Annotated in this window: 11 protein-coding genes and 1 pseudogene; 5 read left to right on the forward strand and 7 right to left on the reverse strand. The window is 60.6% G+C overall.

Translation table 11 applies throughout. From position 1 onward, the window contains the following. The first annotated feature begins 208 nt into the window (after positions 1-208). Genes QCE69_RS16990 through QCE69_RS17005 form a run of 4 tightly spaced genes read left to right on the forward strand, consistent with a single transcriptional unit; the run spans position 209 to position 5,308 of the window. Positions 209-1,546: an MFS transporter gene (locus tag QCE69_RS16990; RefSeq protein ID WP_404987399.1), complete on the forward strand. Its 1,338-nt coding sequence runs from the start codon at positions 209-211 to the stop codon at positions 1,544-1,546. After that, entirely contained in the window at positions 1,543-3,966 is a 2,424-nt protein-coding gene (locus QCE69_RS16995; protein WP_309932007.1) for a xanthine dehydrogenase family protein molybdopterin-binding subunit, read from the forward strand. The genes QCE69_RS16990 and QCE69_RS16995 overlap by 4 nt, the downstream gene beginning before the upstream one ends. Further along, positions 3,900-4,829 (forward strand): FAD binding domain-containing protein, encoded by a 930-nt coding sequence (locus QCE69_RS17000; protein ID WP_309932009.1) that lies wholly within the window; start codon positions 3,900-3,902, stop codon positions 4,827-4,829. The genes QCE69_RS16995 and QCE69_RS17000 overlap by 67 nt, the downstream gene beginning before the upstream one ends. After that, the gene (locus QCE69_RS17005; protein ID WP_309932011.1) at positions 4,817-5,308 is read left to right on the forward strand and encodes a 2Fe-2S iron-sulfur cluster-binding protein; all 492 of its coding nucleotides are present in this window, start codon (positions 4,817-4,819) and stop codon (positions 5,306-5,308) included. The genes QCE69_RS17000 and QCE69_RS17005 overlap by 13 nt, the downstream gene beginning before the upstream one ends. 392 nt (positions 5,309-5,700) lie before the next feature. On the opposite strand, the gene QCE69_RS17010 is transcribed toward QCE69_RS17005, so the two are convergent. The 7 genes and pseudogenes from QCE69_RS17010 to QCE69_RS17040 form a co-directional block, all read right to left on the reverse strand. Continuing rightward, a complete protein-coding gene (locus QCE69_RS17010; RefSeq protein WP_309920596.1) occupies positions 5,701-6,189 on the reverse strand; it encodes a cache domain-containing protein in 489 nt (162 codons plus the stop codon). Positions 6,190-6,605: 416 nt separating this feature from the next. Continuing rightward, positions 6,606-6,841: pseudogene (locus tag QCE69_RS17015) on the reverse strand (MFS transporter); the annotation flags it as partial. 278 nt (positions 6,842-7,119) lie between these two features. After that, positions 7,120-8,424 carry an MFS transporter gene (locus tag QCE69_RS17020; RefSeq protein WP_309932013.1) on the reverse strand — a complete coding sequence of 435 codons (1,305 nt, stop codon included), beginning with the start codon at positions 8,422-8,424 and terminating at the stop codon, positions 7,120-7,122. 85 nt (positions 8,425-8,509) lie between these two features. Beyond that, entirely contained in the window at positions 8,510-9,817 is a 1,308-nt protein-coding gene (eno, locus tag QCE69_RS17025) for a phosphopyruvate hydratase (protein ID WP_309932015.1), read from the reverse strand. 7 nt (positions 9,818-9,824) lie between these two features. Continuing rightward, positions 9,825-11,243: a pyruvate kinase gene (gene pyk / locus QCE69_RS17030; protein ID WP_309932017.1), complete on the reverse strand. Its 1,419-nt coding sequence runs from the start codon at positions 11,241-11,243 to the stop codon at positions 9,825-9,827. A 1-nt stretch (position 11,244) separates the two neighbouring features. Further along, a complete protein-coding gene (locus QCE69_RS17035) occupies positions 11,245-12,504 on the reverse strand; it encodes a glycerate kinase (RefSeq protein WP_309922849.1) in 1,260 nt (419 codons plus the stop codon). A 312-nt stretch (positions 12,505-12,816) separates the two neighbouring features. Continuing rightward, the gene (locus QCE69_RS17040; protein ID WP_250491108.1) at positions 12,817-13,911 is read right to left on the reverse strand and encodes a tartrate dehydrogenase; all 1,095 of its coding nucleotides are present in this window, start codon (positions 13,909-13,911) and stop codon (positions 12,817-12,819) included. 109 nt (positions 13,912-14,020) lie between these two features. Here QCE69_RS17040 and QCE69_RS17045 point away from each other — a divergent pair, with 109 nt between their 5' ends. Further along, positions 14,021-14,947 (forward strand): LysR substrate-binding domain-containing protein, encoded by a 927-nt coding sequence (locus QCE69_RS17045; RefSeq protein WP_250491089.1) that lies wholly within the window; start codon positions 14,021-14,023, stop codon positions 14,945-14,947. Positions 14,948-15,625: the final 678 nt, after the last annotated feature.

A 15,625-nucleotide genomic window follows, 5' to 3' on the forward strand; every position in this document is an offset into this window, starting at 1 on the left:
TGACCGGGCGTTGACTCGTCCGCTACTGTGCTGACTGTTCGATCGATCAGTTTTTCGGATTTCGACCAGAACGATCCGGCGCCTTCGGGCGCGCCCCCACAAGAGCACACGCCGCCGACATCGAGCGCCGGCAGGACCAGGAGACAGTTGATGAATCGCTATCCGTCGTTTGCATCCCGTTTGGTCCATCTTTACTGAGAGGGCCATCATGTCGAGAAAAGCCGCTTTACATGCAGACATGCCTGCAGAAACGAGGGTCCCGGGCGACGCGGATCACGCGCTCTATCTCAAGGTGGCGTTACGGCTCGTGCCGCTGCTGATCGTGTGTTACGTGGTTGCCTATCTCGACCGGATCAATGTCGGCTTTGCCAAACTGCAGATGCAGGATGCGCTGGGCTTCAGTGATGCGGTGTACGGACTGGGCGCCGGGATCTTCTTCATCGGCTACTTCCTGTTCGAGGTGCCGAGCAACCTCCTGCTGCAACGCATTGGCGCGCGCAAGACCATCACGCGCATCATGGTCCTGTGGGGCATCACCGGCTGCGCGATGGCGACCGTCTCGAGTCCGACCGCGTTCTATCTTCTGCGCTTCCTGCTCGGCGTGTTCGAGGCGGGTTTCTTTCCGGGCGTGGTCTACTACCTGAGCCAGTGGTTTCCGCGTCACCGTCGCGGGCAGATTCTCGGGCTCTTCATGACAGGCTTTCCGATTGCCGGAATGATCGGCGGGCCGGTGTCGGGTTGGGCGATGTCGCATCTCGGCGGCGTCGCGGGGCTCGCGGGCTGGCAGTGGCTGTACATTGTCGAAGCGGCGCCGGCCGTGCTGCTCGGCGCCGTTACATGGTTCACGCTCTCGGATGACATCGGGCGCGCCAGATGGCTGACCGAACCCGAGCGCGACACCTTGCGCCGCGCGTTGCGCGTCGACGGCCAGGAAACGGGCGCTGAACATGCCGGGAAGTTGCGGCAGGTGATCGGCGACCCCAAGGTGTATCTCATGAGCTTCGCCTACTTCACCTTCATTTGCGGCACCTATGCGTTGAGCTTCTGGCTGCCGACAGTGCTGAAGAGCGCAGGCGTGACGAGCGTGGAGCGCATTGGCTGGCTATCGGCGATTCCGTATGGCATCGCAGCCGTCGGCATGGTGCTGATCTGCCGTCATTCGGACCGGAAACTGGAGCGTCGCTGGCATGGTGCGCTCGCGGCGTTCGCCGGTGCAATCGCGCTTTCGCTGCTGCCGCTTCTGGCGCATGATCTGACTACGACCATCGTGTTGCTGACGATTGCATCGACGACCGTGTTCGTGACCATTCCCTTGCTCTGGTCGCTGGCGTCGGATTACTTTGCGGGATCGGCCGCTGCTGCGGCGGCGATCGCGTTCGTCAACAGTCTCGGCCTGCTCGGCGGTTTTGCGAGCCCCTTCGCGATGGGCTGGCTCAAGACGCTGAGTGGCTCGTTGAACAGCGGCCTCTATCTGATGACGACCTTGCTTGCGCTCGGAGCATGCGGGATGCTTGCGATGCGCGGTACGCGCCGCATCCACGAATGACAGATCAATCTGCGGCAGGGCATGTGACAGACATGGAACATCACTTCAAGGATGCATCGCCGGGAAGCTTGCTCGGGGAAAGCGTGGCGCGTCTCGACGGCATGCGTTTCGTATCGGGACGCGTGGACTACAGCGCCGATCTCATTCCGTCAGGCGCGCTGCATCTCGCCATACTGCGCAGCGCTCATGCGTGCGCCACGATCGTTTCCATCGACCTGTCCGAAGCCCTCGCCATGCCAGGCGTCGTGGCAGGATTGACCGGCGAGGAGGCGGCCCGCATGAGCGATGCGATGCCACCCGCGATGGACCTCCCCGCGAAAGGCGCGCGCGGTCCCTTGCAGAGTCGCTGTCTTGCGCTTGGCCATGCGACTTATTTCGGCCAGCCGGTGGCGGCGCTCGTCGCGACCACGGTGCATGATGCACAGGCGGCGCTCGCGAAGATCCGCGTCGCGTATGAAGTGCGCGCGCCGACTACGAACGCGCTCGATGCGTTGCGTGATGATGCGCCGATTGTCCAGCCCGGCTGGGACACCAATCTGCTGGTGCGCGATCGCATCCGCTCCGGTGACGCCGATGCCGCGTTTGCGCGGGCAGCGCATATAGCGCGTGGCGAAATGACGATCGGATCATCGACCAGCGCGCCGATGGAAACCTTGTGCTACATCGCGCAATGGGATGCCCGCGCCGAGCGCTATGCGTTGACGGGCACGTTCCAGAATCCCCATACGAGCCGATGGCTGCTGGCCAGCGCGCTGCGCGTGAAGGAGTCTCAGGTACGCGTGATTGCGCCGCGCATCGGCGGCACGTTCGGCCTGAAGATGGCGGGGCATCCCGAAGAAGTACTGGTCGCGCTGTTCAGCCGTCTTACGCGGCGGCCGGTAGCGTGGGTCGAGGAGCGGCGTGAAACGCTGCTTGCCGGCTCGCGTTCGCAGCATCACAGCTTCGAGATTGCCGCCGATGAAGAGGGCAGGCTGACAGGCTGGCGCGACCGGATTCTGGTAGACGTGGGGATCATGGGCGCCGGTCATAGCTGGGCGATGGCGCTCGTGACGCCGGCTGTGTTTCCGACGGTCTATACGATCGAGCATTGCGACATCGAGTGCTCGCTCGCGATCACCAATCAGCCGCCCTGGCAAGCCATTCGCGGTTACGGCAAGGAGATCGGCAATCTCGTGCTGGAGCGGGCCATTGATCTGCTGGCGCGTCAGACCGGCATCGATCCGCTCGAGTTGCGGCGACGCAATCTGGTTGCGCGCGAAGCCTTGCCGCGTCTGCTGCCGTCCGGGCTGAACGTGGACAGCGGCGATTATCCAGGCGGTCTCGCGCAGTTGCAGACGATGTTCGATTTCCCCGGATGGAGACAGCGCGCGGAGGCTGCGCGTGCTTCGGAATGGCGTATTGGCGTCGGCATTGCGTTTGAGCTCACGCCGGAAGGCGGCGCCCGTCCCGGCAACTTCCCCAACGGTTACGAGACCTCGACGGTGCGCATCATGCCCTCGGGCGATGTCCAGGTATTGACGGGCGTGACTTCGCCCGGAAGCGGCAGTGACACGGGCATCGCGCAGATGGTCGCGGGCGAACTGGGGTTGCGAGCCGAACAGGTGAGCGTCATCGAGGGCGACACCGACGTCACGCCGCTGGGCACCGGCAACGCAAGCAGCCGTGCGCTCATGTACGGCGGCACGGCAGCCTATCTCGCTGCGCAGGAACTGCGCGGCCGGCTTGCGCAATGCGCGGCCAACATGCTGGGCGGAGCGGCGCAGGAGATCGTGCTGCGCGACGGCCATGCGTGGCGCGAGGCGGAGGGCAAGAGGATCTCTGTCGCCGAACTGGCGCTGGGCGCTCATCTGCGACCCTTCACGGTGGCGGCCGGTGTGACGCTGCCACTCGAAGTGACGTGCAGTTTCGCGCCGAAGAACGTGCGTGTGGAACCCGATGCACAGGGCCGTATCGCTACTTATCCGACCTTCTCGTACTCGGTTCATGCCGTGGCGCTGGAACTCGACATGGCGACCGGCAACAGCAAGCTGCTGGATTACGCCGTGGTGCACGATTGCGGTGCAATGATCAATCCGGCGCTGGTCGAGGGGCAGTTGAGAGGGGCGATCGTGATGGGGATCGGGGTTGCGTTGTGGGAACAGATCAAGTTCGACAGCCAGCATCGCATGATCACGGATCGGTTCAAAAGCTATCTGTTGCCGCGAGCGAACGATCTGCCGCCGATTCGCGTCGGACATCGGGTCACGCTGAATCCTTTTCATCCGCTGGGCATGAAGGGCGCGGGCGAATCGGGGCTGGGCGGCGCGCTTGCGGCCGTCAGCAATGCCGTCGCGGATGCCTTGGGCGATGACGCGTGCTTGCAGCACGTGCCGGCGACGCCCGCTTGCGTGACGGCGGCATTGCGGGAGTCGCGGGCGTGATTGGTCATCGGTTCGAATTTCACCGGCCTCGCGATCTCGACGAAGCCGCAGCTTTGATGAACGCGTATCGTGAGCAAGCGGCTGTGCTCGGTGGTGGCACGATGCTGGTGCCGTCGATGTCGGCGAATCTCGTGCGACCCGCGCATCTGATCAGCCTGGCTTCGCTTGGCCTGGATGAAGTGGTGCTGGATGATGGTTATCTGCGTATTGGCGCCATGGCGACCTATGCACGGTTGCTTGCTTCGCCGTTGATCAGTCGGCATGCGCCGCTTCTTGCCGCGATGGCCGCGCAGATAACCGGCGGCGCTTCAATCCTCAATCAGGGCACATTAGGTGGAGCGGCAAGCTTTGCCAATCCTTCGTCTGACGCGCCGGGCTGTCTTGCTGCGATGGAGGCACTGTTTGAATTGCGGTCTTCGACAGGCATGCGTCGCGTTAGCGCACAGGACTTTTTTGTCGACGCCTTTCGCACCGGGCGACGTGAAGACGAATTTCTGATGAACATTCTCCTGCCGCTTGACGCGACGCTGGTGGCGTGCCGGTATCAGAAGTACAAGGCAAGTGCGAGTTCCTGGCCCATCGTCACGGTCGCTTGCTCGCTGCATCGCGGCGAAGAAGTCAGCGTGCGGCTCGCGGTCGGTGGGGCGGGTTGTCGGCCGGCTTTTGTGAGCTTCGTGATCGATTTGGAGGCGTTTGTGCCTGAGGTGTTTATCGAACAGGCGGCAGCGAGCGTGTTGAATCTTATTGGCGAAGGCTGGAGCGATGAACTCGCTGATGCGGAGTATCGCCGCGCCATCGTGCCGGGCGTCGTTAAACGGCATCTGCGCGATCTGCTCACGGAAACGAAGATATGGAAAAGATGATCGAGGTACGGTTGACGCTCAATGGCGAGCCGCGCTCGGTGTGCGCGGATTCACGAATGCTGCTTGTCGAGCTGATTCGTGACGTCTTGGATGCGAAGGGCACGCGTGTCGGATGCCTTACGGGTGATTGCGGCGCATGCACCGTTTTGCTCGATGGCGAAGTGAGGAAGTCATGCCTGGTGCTTGCGGCGGCGATATCGGATAACGATGTACGGACGATTGAAGGTCTGGACGGAATCGAACGGCTGCAGGAGGCTTTTATTGCGGAGAATGGGTTTCAGTGTGGGTTCTGTACGAGCGGCATGCTCGTCGCGGCGGCGGAGTTGCTTAGGCGGAATCCTTTGCCTGGCCACGAGGAAATACGACGTGGGATTAGTGGGAATTTGTGTCGGTGTACGGGGTATGAAAGTATTGTCGATGCGGTTTATAGGGCGGCGTGGGGGAAGGGTTCGCGGGGGGGATTGGCGGGGGCTGGGTGAGAAATGCCGGCTAGGTTCTGCCGCTTGTCTGAGCCATGCGGTTATTGTTCGGACGACCAGTCTTCTTCATATGTCGCCGATACTCAATGGGTGCTTGTCGGCCTTTGGCGACCTTCCCGTTCATCCTTCGTGCGGCTGCAGTTCGCCACGTAGCTGTCGTTCGCGATGCGGCGCAATCAAACGTCGGCTTCCGGGAACGGCGAACGAGGCTTGACGGCCTAGAGCGGAAGTTCTAGCTGTGAAATTCGCGCACCGAAAGCACATTCAACTGTCGATGTGACGCGCATCAGCGAAGACAAGCCCGCATGAGGATGATCATGCGGTAAGGCGGCTAAACGGCCGCTTGTCGGAAAGCTGCAGGAGATGACCACGCGAACGCCGCCGGCCCGAACCTACTGCGCATAGAAGCCCGACCCCACCAAGCCTGGAACTCCGTCAATCTTGACTGCCTTCACGTAGGTCCATTTATGCGATGACTCAGTCTGCCCCGGTCTCAGGAACATATAGTCGACCCAGCCCGATCCCGTTGTTTCAGCCGTCTGGATCATCGCGTCATGAAAGAGCTTGCCGTTGGTATCTGTTTGGCCGCGAACGTTGGTCCCTTCCCGTGCAGGGAAAGCCGGATTCAACAGTACATTTGCGTTCAAATCGTAAGCAAAAAGATAGGTGTCGCCATGGAACCACTCACTGCCTTTGATCCTGAACTCGGAAAACGCGGCTTTGCCTCTGCTGTCTATCAACGCGGCTGCCTTCTCGACCAGCGCTTTGGTTTGAGCTGCTGTGTCGGACGTCGGAGGAGATGACTGAGAAAATGCAGGTGACACGGGGCAGAAGGATCCAGCCAGTAACAAGATGCCGGTGAAGATGGATTTGCCGTTCATTGCACGGTCTCCAACCATTGATTTCAGCGCTGCACCAAAGGAGCGTGTGGAACAGAAGCACCTGCTCGCATGCAAAAGACTAGTCCATGAAGCGCAGCTCGCCCAGGATAGTTTTGCCGCATGGTATAGGCGACTCGATAACGGACGTTCGCGAATGTCGGTAACCGGCCGTTTATTCGCGTTCCGACTCGCCATCGAAATTCTGACACGGGCAGCCCAAACGACAGCTCTATAGAAGGTTCATCGATCTTACGCTCTCGGCCAGGGAAGGGACGGTCGGAGGCGTGGCACCGAACGACCGCTTTCGATGAAGTCCTCAGTAAGCCACCTTTGCGACATCAATGAGACTCCGGCGGCCGGCCAACGCCAGATTGAATCCATATGCCGACCGCGTCGATGCCTGACGATGAGTACGTTTAGTGACCGTGCCGCTCGCCAACCGGTGCGTATGTTTGCTGTGCTCGCCGACGCAGCATCAACGTCACGATGGCAGATACCGCCAACGTCGCAGCCACAACATGCAGCCCGTCCGACTAACCTCCGGTCACTTTCTTCAGCCAACCGATCACAAAGGGCCGACGAAGCCGCCGAGATTGCCAACCGAGTTGATCATTGCAATGCCCGCAGCCGCTCCGGCATCCGAAACAAACACACCCGAAACGTGGCGATACTTCCTTTTCAGCGGAACCTGCCGGGCGACCCGGTGCGTTCGGCGCCACTGTTGCGCCGGCGGATCGGCAGACGTCGTCGCGGACCGTCGCCTTAAACCGTTGATGCTGTGACTATCGAAAACTTTGACCGTACACGCTGCCCGCGTAGTCGACCCTCGCCCGGATGTTCAATGTCGCCGGGAGCTCGTTGCCGTCGCATGTCCGATCAGCTCGGACTGCGACGACAACGGATTGAGCTTAAGGGCCTGCATTTGGAGATTCAATGCACCGCCGCACTGCCAGGCGTGACTGGCGACTTCTGCGAGCGAGCTAGCAGCAGCGTCATCACAGCGGACAACACGAGGAGACCGGCAACGAAATAGAGCCCGCCGGCATAGCTACCCGTTTGGTCCTTGACCCACCCAATTATCACAGGGCCGGCAAATCCGCCGAGATTGCCGATTGAATTGATTGTGGCGATACCCGTGGCGGCCGCAGCACCGGACAGAAACATGGTCGGCATGGTCCACAAAGGAGGCTTGGCGCAACTGATTCCGATATTGACCAACGTCAGGGAGGCAATCAGACCGACAACACTGCTGGAAACCGCCGCAACCGAAAGCCCGATTGCCGCCGCCACACATGCAATCACCACGTGCCAAGTGCGTTCGTTGGTACGGTCAGAATGGCGCGACCATAAGACCATTGCTACCACGGATACAGTGGGAGGAATCGCATTGAGCAAACCGACCGTCATCGACGAAACCCCCAGTTGCTTGATGATCTGTGGCGCCCAGATCCCAAGCGTGTACAAGCCCGCGGAGGTACCGAAGTAGATCAGGGACAATGCGAGTACACGAGGATTGGCCAGGCCACTGATAATTCCGTGCTTTGCGCCGCTTGAGCTTCTCCTTGCATTTTCGTCGTTCATTACACCGACCAGCCAGGCGCGCTCATCGTCCTTAAGCCATTTCGCCTTTTCGGGCCTGTCCGTCATGTAGAAGAAGACGAAGATACCCAAAATCACCGCCGGTATTGCTTCCAGAATGAACATCCACTGCCAGCCGTGCAAACCCATGACACCGTGCATTTCGAGCAATGCGGCAGAGAGTGGTGACCCGAGGGCGGTAGAGATCGGAGCCGCGGCCATGAAAAAAGCGACCACCCCTGCGCGATGACGTGCCGGGAACCAATAGCTGAGGTACAGGATGATGCCCGGAAAGAAGCCTGCCTCGGCTGCGCCCAAAAGGAAACGAACAATGTAAAAGCTTGTGGGCCCTTTCATGAAGGCCATGCACGCGGAAATGATGCCCCACGTGAGCATGACCCGAGCAATCCACAAACGGGCGCCCACTTTGTGCAGAGCAATGTTCGAAGGCACTTCAAACAAGAAGTAGCCCCAGAAAAAGATCCCAGCACCCAAACCGAGGATCGAGGCAGTGAACCCCAAATCCGTCCTCATCGTTAGGGACGCAAAGCCGATGTTGACCCGGTCGATATAGGCGATAAAGTACAACAGCATAATGAAAGGCACGATACGCCAAGTGACTTTGCGCAAGGTACGCTTTTCGAGATCCTGATCCATGATATGTCTCCGACTTCAGATATCTGATTGATAAACAGCCGTCTTATGCGGCCTCAAGTTTGGATTCGCTCTGCAACCTGGTCTTTTAGACCGCTCTTGCGTGGTACGCCTTTCGAACTGACGCAAGCGCCTGAGACCCGGAATAAAAAGCCTCAGCACCGACTTCCGCCTCGATCAATAACAAACGGTTGTACTTCGCCACGCGGTCGGAGCGACAGAGCGAGCCGGTCTTAATCTGGGTTGCAGCGGTGCAGATGCTGAGGTCGGCGATCGTCGTGTCCTCGGTCTCACCCGAGCGGTGTGAGATCACCGACGAGTAACCCGCGCGATCCGCCATCGCGATGGCAGCGAGCGTCTCGGTCAGCGTGCCGATCTGATTGGGCTTGATCAGGATCGAGTTCGCCACCTTCCTTTCGATCCCCTCTTTCAGGATCTCCGTGTTGGTCACGAACAAATCGTCGCCGACGAGTTGCACGCGGCCGCCGAGACGATCGGTCAGGAGCTTCCAGCCTTCCCAGTCGCCTTCCGACATGCCGTCCTCGATCGACACGATCGGGTAGCCATCGGCGATCTTCGCGAGGTAGTCCACGAAGGCTTGCGAATCGAAGCTGCGGTTCTCCGACGTCAGCACGTACTTGCCGTCATGGAAGAACTCTGAACTCGCGGTATCCAGTCCGAGGCCAATGTCCTTGCCGGGAGCGAACCCGGCGGTCTCGATCGCGAGCATGATCGTGTCGAGCGCGGCCTCATTCGACGACAGATCGGGCGCGAACCCGCCTTCGTCGCCGACCGATGTGGAGAGCTCCCGGCCTTTCAGCACGCCCTTCAATGCATGAAACACCTCGACGCCCCAGCGCAACGCTTCCGAGAAGCTCGGCGCGCCGAGCGGCAGGATCATGAATTCCTGCAGGTCGACGTTGTTGTCTGCGTGCGCGCCGCCGTTGATGATGTTCATCATCGGCAAGGGCAGGCGGGCGCTCGGCATCGTCGCGACGTGGCGGTACAGCGGCAGGCCCGCCGATGCCGCAGCCGCCTTCGCCGATGCCAGCGAGACCGCGAGGATCGCGTTGGCGCCGAGACGAGCCTTTGTCGGCGTTCCGTCGAGATCGATCATGCGGCGGTCGATGCCCGGCTGATCGGCGGCATCCAGCCCGAGCAACGCTTGGCGCAGCTCGCCATCGACGTGGCTTACCGCACGCCGCACACCCTTGCCGCCGTATCGCGACTTGTCGCCATCGCGTAGTTCCAGCGCTTCGCGCGCGCCGGTCGATGCGCCGGACGGCGCCACCGCAAACCCTTTCGATCCATCGTCGAGTGTCACCCGCGCCGCGACGGTCGGATTGCCTCGGGAATCGAGCAGCTCGAAGCCCTTGACGTCTTGAATGCGTGTCATATCGTCCTCACTGGATTTGCGCGATACGCAGAAGATTGGTTGTGCCGGGTGTCCCAAAAGGCACTCCCGCAGAAATCACGACGGTCTGTCCTGTTTCTCCAAACCCTTCTTCGCGGACGGTGTCGCACGCTAGGTCGCTGACTTCGAGTACGTCGATGACTTCGTCACAAAGGACGGGGTGGACACCCCACCCAAGAGCCAGGCGACGGGCCGTAGCTTGTCGTGGGGTCATGCCGATAATTGGCCTACACGGTCGTTCACGCGCCATCCTCAGCGCCGAATATCCGGAACTCGTGTAGGCGACCGTCGCGACCGCGTGAAGCAGACCTGTGACATGGCGCATCGCATACCCGATTGCATCCGCGGTATTTGCATGAGGTGCCGCATGCGAGGCCGCGATCACCTCGCGGTAGTACGGATCGGCTTCTGTCTGGGCGATGATGAGATCCATCATCCGTACGGCTTCGACGGGATATTTGCCGCTGGCCGATTCGGCAGATAGCATCACTGCGTCGGCGCCGTCGTAGATGGCCGTCGCGACGTCAGAGGCCTCCGCTCGCGTAGGAACAGGGGCTGTAACCATCGACTCGAGCATCTGCGTCGCCACGATGACTGGCTTGCCGGCTTTGCGACAGGCACGCACGATGCGCTTCTGGATTGCCGGCACCTGCTCGGCCGGCATTTCTACACCCAGGTCGCCGCGGGCGACCATCACGGCGTCTGTTTCCGCGACGATCGCATCAAGGCTTCCGATCGCCGCAGGCTTTTCCAGCTTCGCGACGATGCCTATGCGGTCACCGACAATTTTTCGGACCTCGATGATGTCTTCGACGCGTTGAACAAAGGAAAGCGCCAACCAGTCGATGCCCAGCGTGAGGCCGAACTCCAGATCGCGACGGTCCTTGTCCGTCATCGCGGAGAGCGGAAGCACCACGTCAGGAACATTGACACCTTTGCGCTCGGAGAGCGCGCCCCCGACGACAACCGAGGTTTCGGCGAAGTCCGGACCGCAACGCTCGACCCGGAGTTGCACGCGTCCGTCGTCAAGTAAAAGATTCGTTTGCGCCTTGAGCGCCGCGAAGATTTCCGGATGCGGTAAGGCGACGCGATTGATGTCACCGGGAGTCTTTGCGTCGAGATCAAGTCGAAACGTTGCGCCTTTCTCAAGCTTGATGGGGCCGTCGACGAACGTGCCGATCCGCAGCTTCGGACCTTGAAGGTCAAGAAGCGCGCCGATGGGCCGACCTGCGTCTTGCTCGACAGACCGGATGACTTCGAGACGACGTTGATGATCCTCGTGAGTTCCGTGGCTGAAGTTCAGCCGGAAGACATCCGCTCCCGCTTTGAACAACGCTTCAATGGTTTCGCGGCTAGTGCTGGCCGGACCCAGTGTGGCAACAATTTTTGCATTTCGATTGCGGCGCATCTTATCTACTCCCTGAAAGATCACCGTGCTGAGCGGCAATGAAAATGGCACGAAAATCGTTGACGTTGGTCAGCGTCGGCCCGGTGATGACCGAGTCGCCAAGCGCCTGAAAAAAGCCGTGAGCGTCGTTGTCTTCGAGCCGCTCGGTTGGCCGGATGCCGCGATCCCGGGCGCGCGCCAGGGTGTCGGGCCTGAGCAATGCACCAGCGATTTCCTCCTGGCCGTCAACGCCGTCCGTATCACCCGCAATAGCAAAAACACCAGGTTCACCATTCAGCGCGACCGCAAGCGAGAGCAGGAATTCAACGTTGCGACCGCCGCGGCCGGTGCCGCGGATGGTGACCGTGGTTTCACCGCCGGACAGCAGGATGCAGGGCGTTACGAAGGGCTGGCCGCGTCGGCTAACCTGCTTCGCGATGCCGGCCATCACAGCTCCTACGTCACGGGCTTCGCCCTCGATTGCGTCACCGAGGATGTACGCTTGAATTCCTGCCGCGCGTGACCGCGTTGCTGCCGCTTCGAGAGCGAGTTGAGGCGTAGCAATCAAATGAGTTTCGACGGTGAGCAAGCGCGGGTCATCCGGCTTCAGTGTTTCTGTGCGATTGCTTTCCAGTAGATCGATGACGGCGGGCGACGCACAAATTTCGTAGCGTCGCAGCACTGCTAACGCATCCGCGCAAGTCGTCGTATCCGGCACGGTGGGCCCCGATGCGATATCGCTTGCGGTGTCGGCGGGCACGTCGGAGATGATCAGGTTGACGACGCGGGCCGGGTAGCAGGCCGCAGCAAGCCGACCACCCTTGATTGCCGAGAGGTGTCTGCGGACGCAGTTCATTTCGGAGATGGTCGCGCCGCTGGATAGCAAGGCCTGATTGATTTCCTGCTTATCCTGCAGCGTCAGGCCTTCAGCCGGTAGCGGCAACAGCGAAGATCCACCTCCTGAGATGAGACAGAGAACGAGGTCGTCGGCTGTCAGTCCCGAGACAAGCTGCAACATTCGCCCCGCAGCTTTCAGCCCATTCTCATCGGGAACCGGATGAGCCGCTTCGACAATTTCGATTCGCTCGCACGCAACGGCATATCCGTAACGTGTGACGACAAGGCCCTCGATTTGACCTGTCCAGTGATCTTCGACAGCTTTTGCCATGGCTGCGGACGCTTTGCCTGCGCCAATGACAATGGTTCGCCCGCGAGGCGGTGTCGGAAGGAAGTCGGGCACGCGTAGTGCCGGTTGTGCAGTGGAGATAGCGGCCCCGAACATGTCTTGCAGCAGACGATCGATATCCAGTTCGTTGCGCGTGTCGATGTCCGCCGACGACTTTAAGTGGGCGGCCGTTTTCATGTCTGTTCTCGTCTCGTCGCACAAGCCAGAACAGAGATGAATGGTGCGAGATTGAGGGGGGTGAACATCTTGTCTCCTGCGTTGTATTTGTCGCGTAAGGACGAGTTCAGCCGACCGCGCAGCGCTGCGGCGATGTCTTTATGTCAGGTGTTTAGTCCCCGCTTTTCGACCGAGCCCACCGGCGGGTGGGCTCGCGGCGCGGGGTTCGCCAGTACGCGGATGTGTTCGTGCTTACGCGGCGTTGGCGCCAGGGACGGCAGCTTTCTCGATCAGCGAACAAACAGCGGCCGTCACTTGCGCCGTCGTGGCTGTGCCGCCGAGATCACGCGTATGCAAGGACGTGTCGGCGGTGACCGCCTCGACTGCCTGCATCACGCGCTTGGCAGCGTCGCCTTCGCCAAGGTGCTCGAGCAACATGACGACGGACCAGAAGGTGCCGACCGGATTTGCCAGCCCCTTACCCATGATGTCAAACGCCGAGCCATGGATCGGCTCAAACATGGACGGATAGCGTCGCTCCGGATCGATATTGCCAGTCGGCGCGATGCCGAGGCTGCCGGCGAGTGCAGCGGCGAGGTCACTGAGAATGTCGGCATGCAGGTTGGTAGCGACGATCGTGTCGAGTGTCGCGGGGCGGTTGATCATGCGGGCCGTCGATGCGTCCACCAGTTCCTTGTCCCATGTGACGTCCGGAAATTCCTTCGAGATTTCGAGTGCGATCTCGTCCCACATCACCATTGCGTGCCGTTGCGCGTTGCTCTTCGTGATGACGGTCAACAGTTTTCGTGGTCGCGATTGCGCGAGACGGAATGCGAAACGCATGATGCGCTCGACGCCAGCGCGGGTCAGGATCGACACATCGGTTGCCGCTTCAATTGGATGTCCCTGATGGACGCGGCCGCCTACGCCGGAATATTCGCCTTCCGAATTTTCGCGGACGATGACCCAGTTCAGGTCTTCCGGTTTGCAGCGCTTGAGCGGCCCGTCGATGCCCGGCAGGATGCGGGTCGGACGGACGTTGGCATATTGATCGAGGCCCTGGCAGATCTTGAGACGCAGACCCCACAACGTAATGTGGTCCGGAATGTCCGGGTCACCGGCCGAGCCGAACAGGATCGCGTCCTTGTCGCGGATCGAGTCGAGGCCGTCGTCGGGCATCATGACGCCATGCTGGCGGTAGTAGTCGCCGCCCCAGTCGAAGTTTTCGAACTCAAATGCGAACGACTTCGTCGTCTTTGCGAGTGCCTGGAGCACCTGTGCGCCTGCGGGCACGACTTCCTTGCCGATGCCGTCGCCGGGGATGGTTGCGATGCGATAGGTCTTCATGTCTCCGTCCTTCAGGTGTTGTGGGTGTGAATGAACTTTACCCATCTCCAGACACGAAAACCGGTGCTAGACTCAAAGTATCTTTAACTTGGATTCATAAGTGGAGGCCATGCTCGACACCGTCCAGCCATCCGATTTGAGTTTCTTCTCGACCCTCGCCGCGTCAGGCAGTCTGAGCGCGGCGGCACGGGAACTTGGCCTGACGCCAGCGGCCGTCAGCAAGCATTTAACCCAGATGGAGAGTCGTGCGGGCGTTGCCCTCATCAACCGCACGACACGCCGGATGATGCTCACGCCAGAGGGCGAGTTGTACCTTGAGCACGCACGTCGAATCCTCGACGAGATTGACGAACTGGCCGAACTGCTGGGTACCGCGAAGAAAAGTCCAAAGGGACTTCTGCGGGTGAACGCGACGCTCGGTTTTGGGCGCAGTCATGTAGCGCCCGCGATTTCGCGCTTCGTCGCGACATATCCGCAGGTGTCGGTGCAACTTCAACTGTCCGTCACGCCTCCGCCGCTGACAGACGATGCATTTGACGTCTGCATCCGCTTCGGCGAGCCGCCCGATACGCGCGTGGTCGCGCGCCGTCTTGCGGCGAACCGGCGCTTGCTGTGTGCCGCACCTTCGTACATCGCATCACGGGGGATGCCGGTGACCGCGCACGACCTGACGCGACACAACTGCATTGGCATCCGTCAGGGCGACGAAGCCTATGGCGTGTGGCGTCTGATTTCGGGAAGGGGGTCGTCGCGCAAAACCGAGGCTGTGCGTATCAATGGCACGCTGACAACGAACGATGGAGAGATCGCCGTAAAGTGGGCTCTTGAAGGACACGGCATCCTGATGCGGGCCGAGTGGGACATCAAACATTATCTGGCTGACGGTTCTTTGGTCGTCGTGCTACCCGATCACGATACGCCGAACGCCGATATATTCGCCGTGTATTCGCAACGACATCAGATGTCAAATCGAATCCGCGCGTTTGTCGATTTTATTGCGCAGGATCTTCGTGACGAAGCGCACGAACCCGGGTAACGGCATCGGCAGCACGGTATTGAAAGCGGACCTTCTCGGCGAGCCTATGACCGTCTGCAACGGGTCGAAAGTGTAGGCTCGCGGATCCTGCACGTGACCATGCCGCTGCGGCGCCGCCGCCGTCGGCAAGCCGCAATGTTGCGGACGTTCAGAGCCGCCTCGTCGAGCGTCCGCAATGGCCGAATAACGCCCCGACGGGCTGCGAGCTAATAACCGTCGCACGCGGTCAAAAGGCACCAACGCACCGACCGTCGAACGGCCGAGAGGACTCAAAAGCCAACCCTCTCGCGACCTCCACCTGGCAAATCCAGGCGAAGCGCTGTGAATCGTGCAAAAAGTCGAGATGATTCAGTGAGAGTTGATCCGGCGATTCAGAGCTGACCGCCGGGGCAAAACTCGAAACCCAAAGCACGACCATCACATAATCCTGGGCTCCGCCCCAACCGCAACCAACCAGCGCCCGAACCCCCAGGCGCTTCCCCAACAAATCAACCAGGGCTCAATGACAGCGCCGCTCCCAATGATGATGCACGCGTACCTTATGGCACACGACATGATGATGGGGCGGGGCTGCGAAGGCGGGGGCGACGGACAGGAATGCGAAGCCGGAGGCGAGTACGGCGATGACTGCTTTCTTCATGGGTTAAGGGTTTATTGAGTGGAAGAGGCGCCATGCTA

Origin of the sequence: Caballeronia sp. LZ032 (assembly GCF_031451315.1) — a bacterium.
Classification (GTDB): Bacteria; Pseudomonadota; Gammaproteobacteria; order Burkholderiales; family Burkholderiaceae; genus Caballeronia.

What these genes read in the sequence shown, in the direction of transcription:
- pyk (WP_309932017.1), bottom strand. Translation starts at nt 11,243, where the DNA reads ATGCGCCGCAATCGAAATGCAAAAATTGTTGCCACACTGGGTCCGGCC.
- QCE69_RS17035 (WP_309922849.1), bottom strand. Translation starts at nt 12,504, where the DNA reads ATGTTCGGGGCCGCTATCTCCACTGCACAACCGGCACTACGCGTGCCC.
- QCE69_RS17005 (WP_309932011.1), top strand. Translation starts at nt 4,817, where the DNA reads ATGGAAAAGATGATCGAGGTACGGTTGACGCTCAATGGCGAGCCGCGC.
- eno (WP_309932015.1), bottom strand. Translation starts at nt 9,817, where the DNA reads ATGACACGCATTCAAGACGTCAAGGGCTTCGAGCTGCTCGATTCCCGA.
- QCE69_RS17040 (WP_250491108.1), bottom strand. Translation starts at nt 13,911, where the DNA reads ATGAAGACCTATCGCATCGCAACCATCCCCGGCGACGGCATCGGCAAG.
- QCE69_RS17010 (WP_309920596.1), bottom strand. Translation starts at nt 6,189, where the DNA reads ATGAACGGCAAATCCATCTTCACCGGCATCTTGTTACTGGCTGGATCC.
- QCE69_RS17020 (WP_309932013.1), bottom strand. Translation starts at nt 8,424, where the DNA reads ATGGATCAGGATCTCGAAAAGCGTACCTTGCGCAAAGTCACTTGGCGT.
- QCE69_RS16995 (WP_309932007.1), top strand. Translation starts at nt 1,543, where the DNA reads ATGACAGATCAATCTGCGGCAGGGCATGTGACAGACATGGAACATCAC.
- QCE69_RS17045 (WP_250491089.1), top strand. Translation starts at nt 14,021, where the DNA reads ATGCTCGACACCGTCCAGCCATCCGATTTGAGTTTCTTCTCGACCCTC.
- QCE69_RS16990 (WP_404987399.1), top strand. Translation starts at nt 209, where the DNA reads ATGTCGAGAAAAGCCGCTTTACATGCAGACATGCCTGCAGAAACGAGG.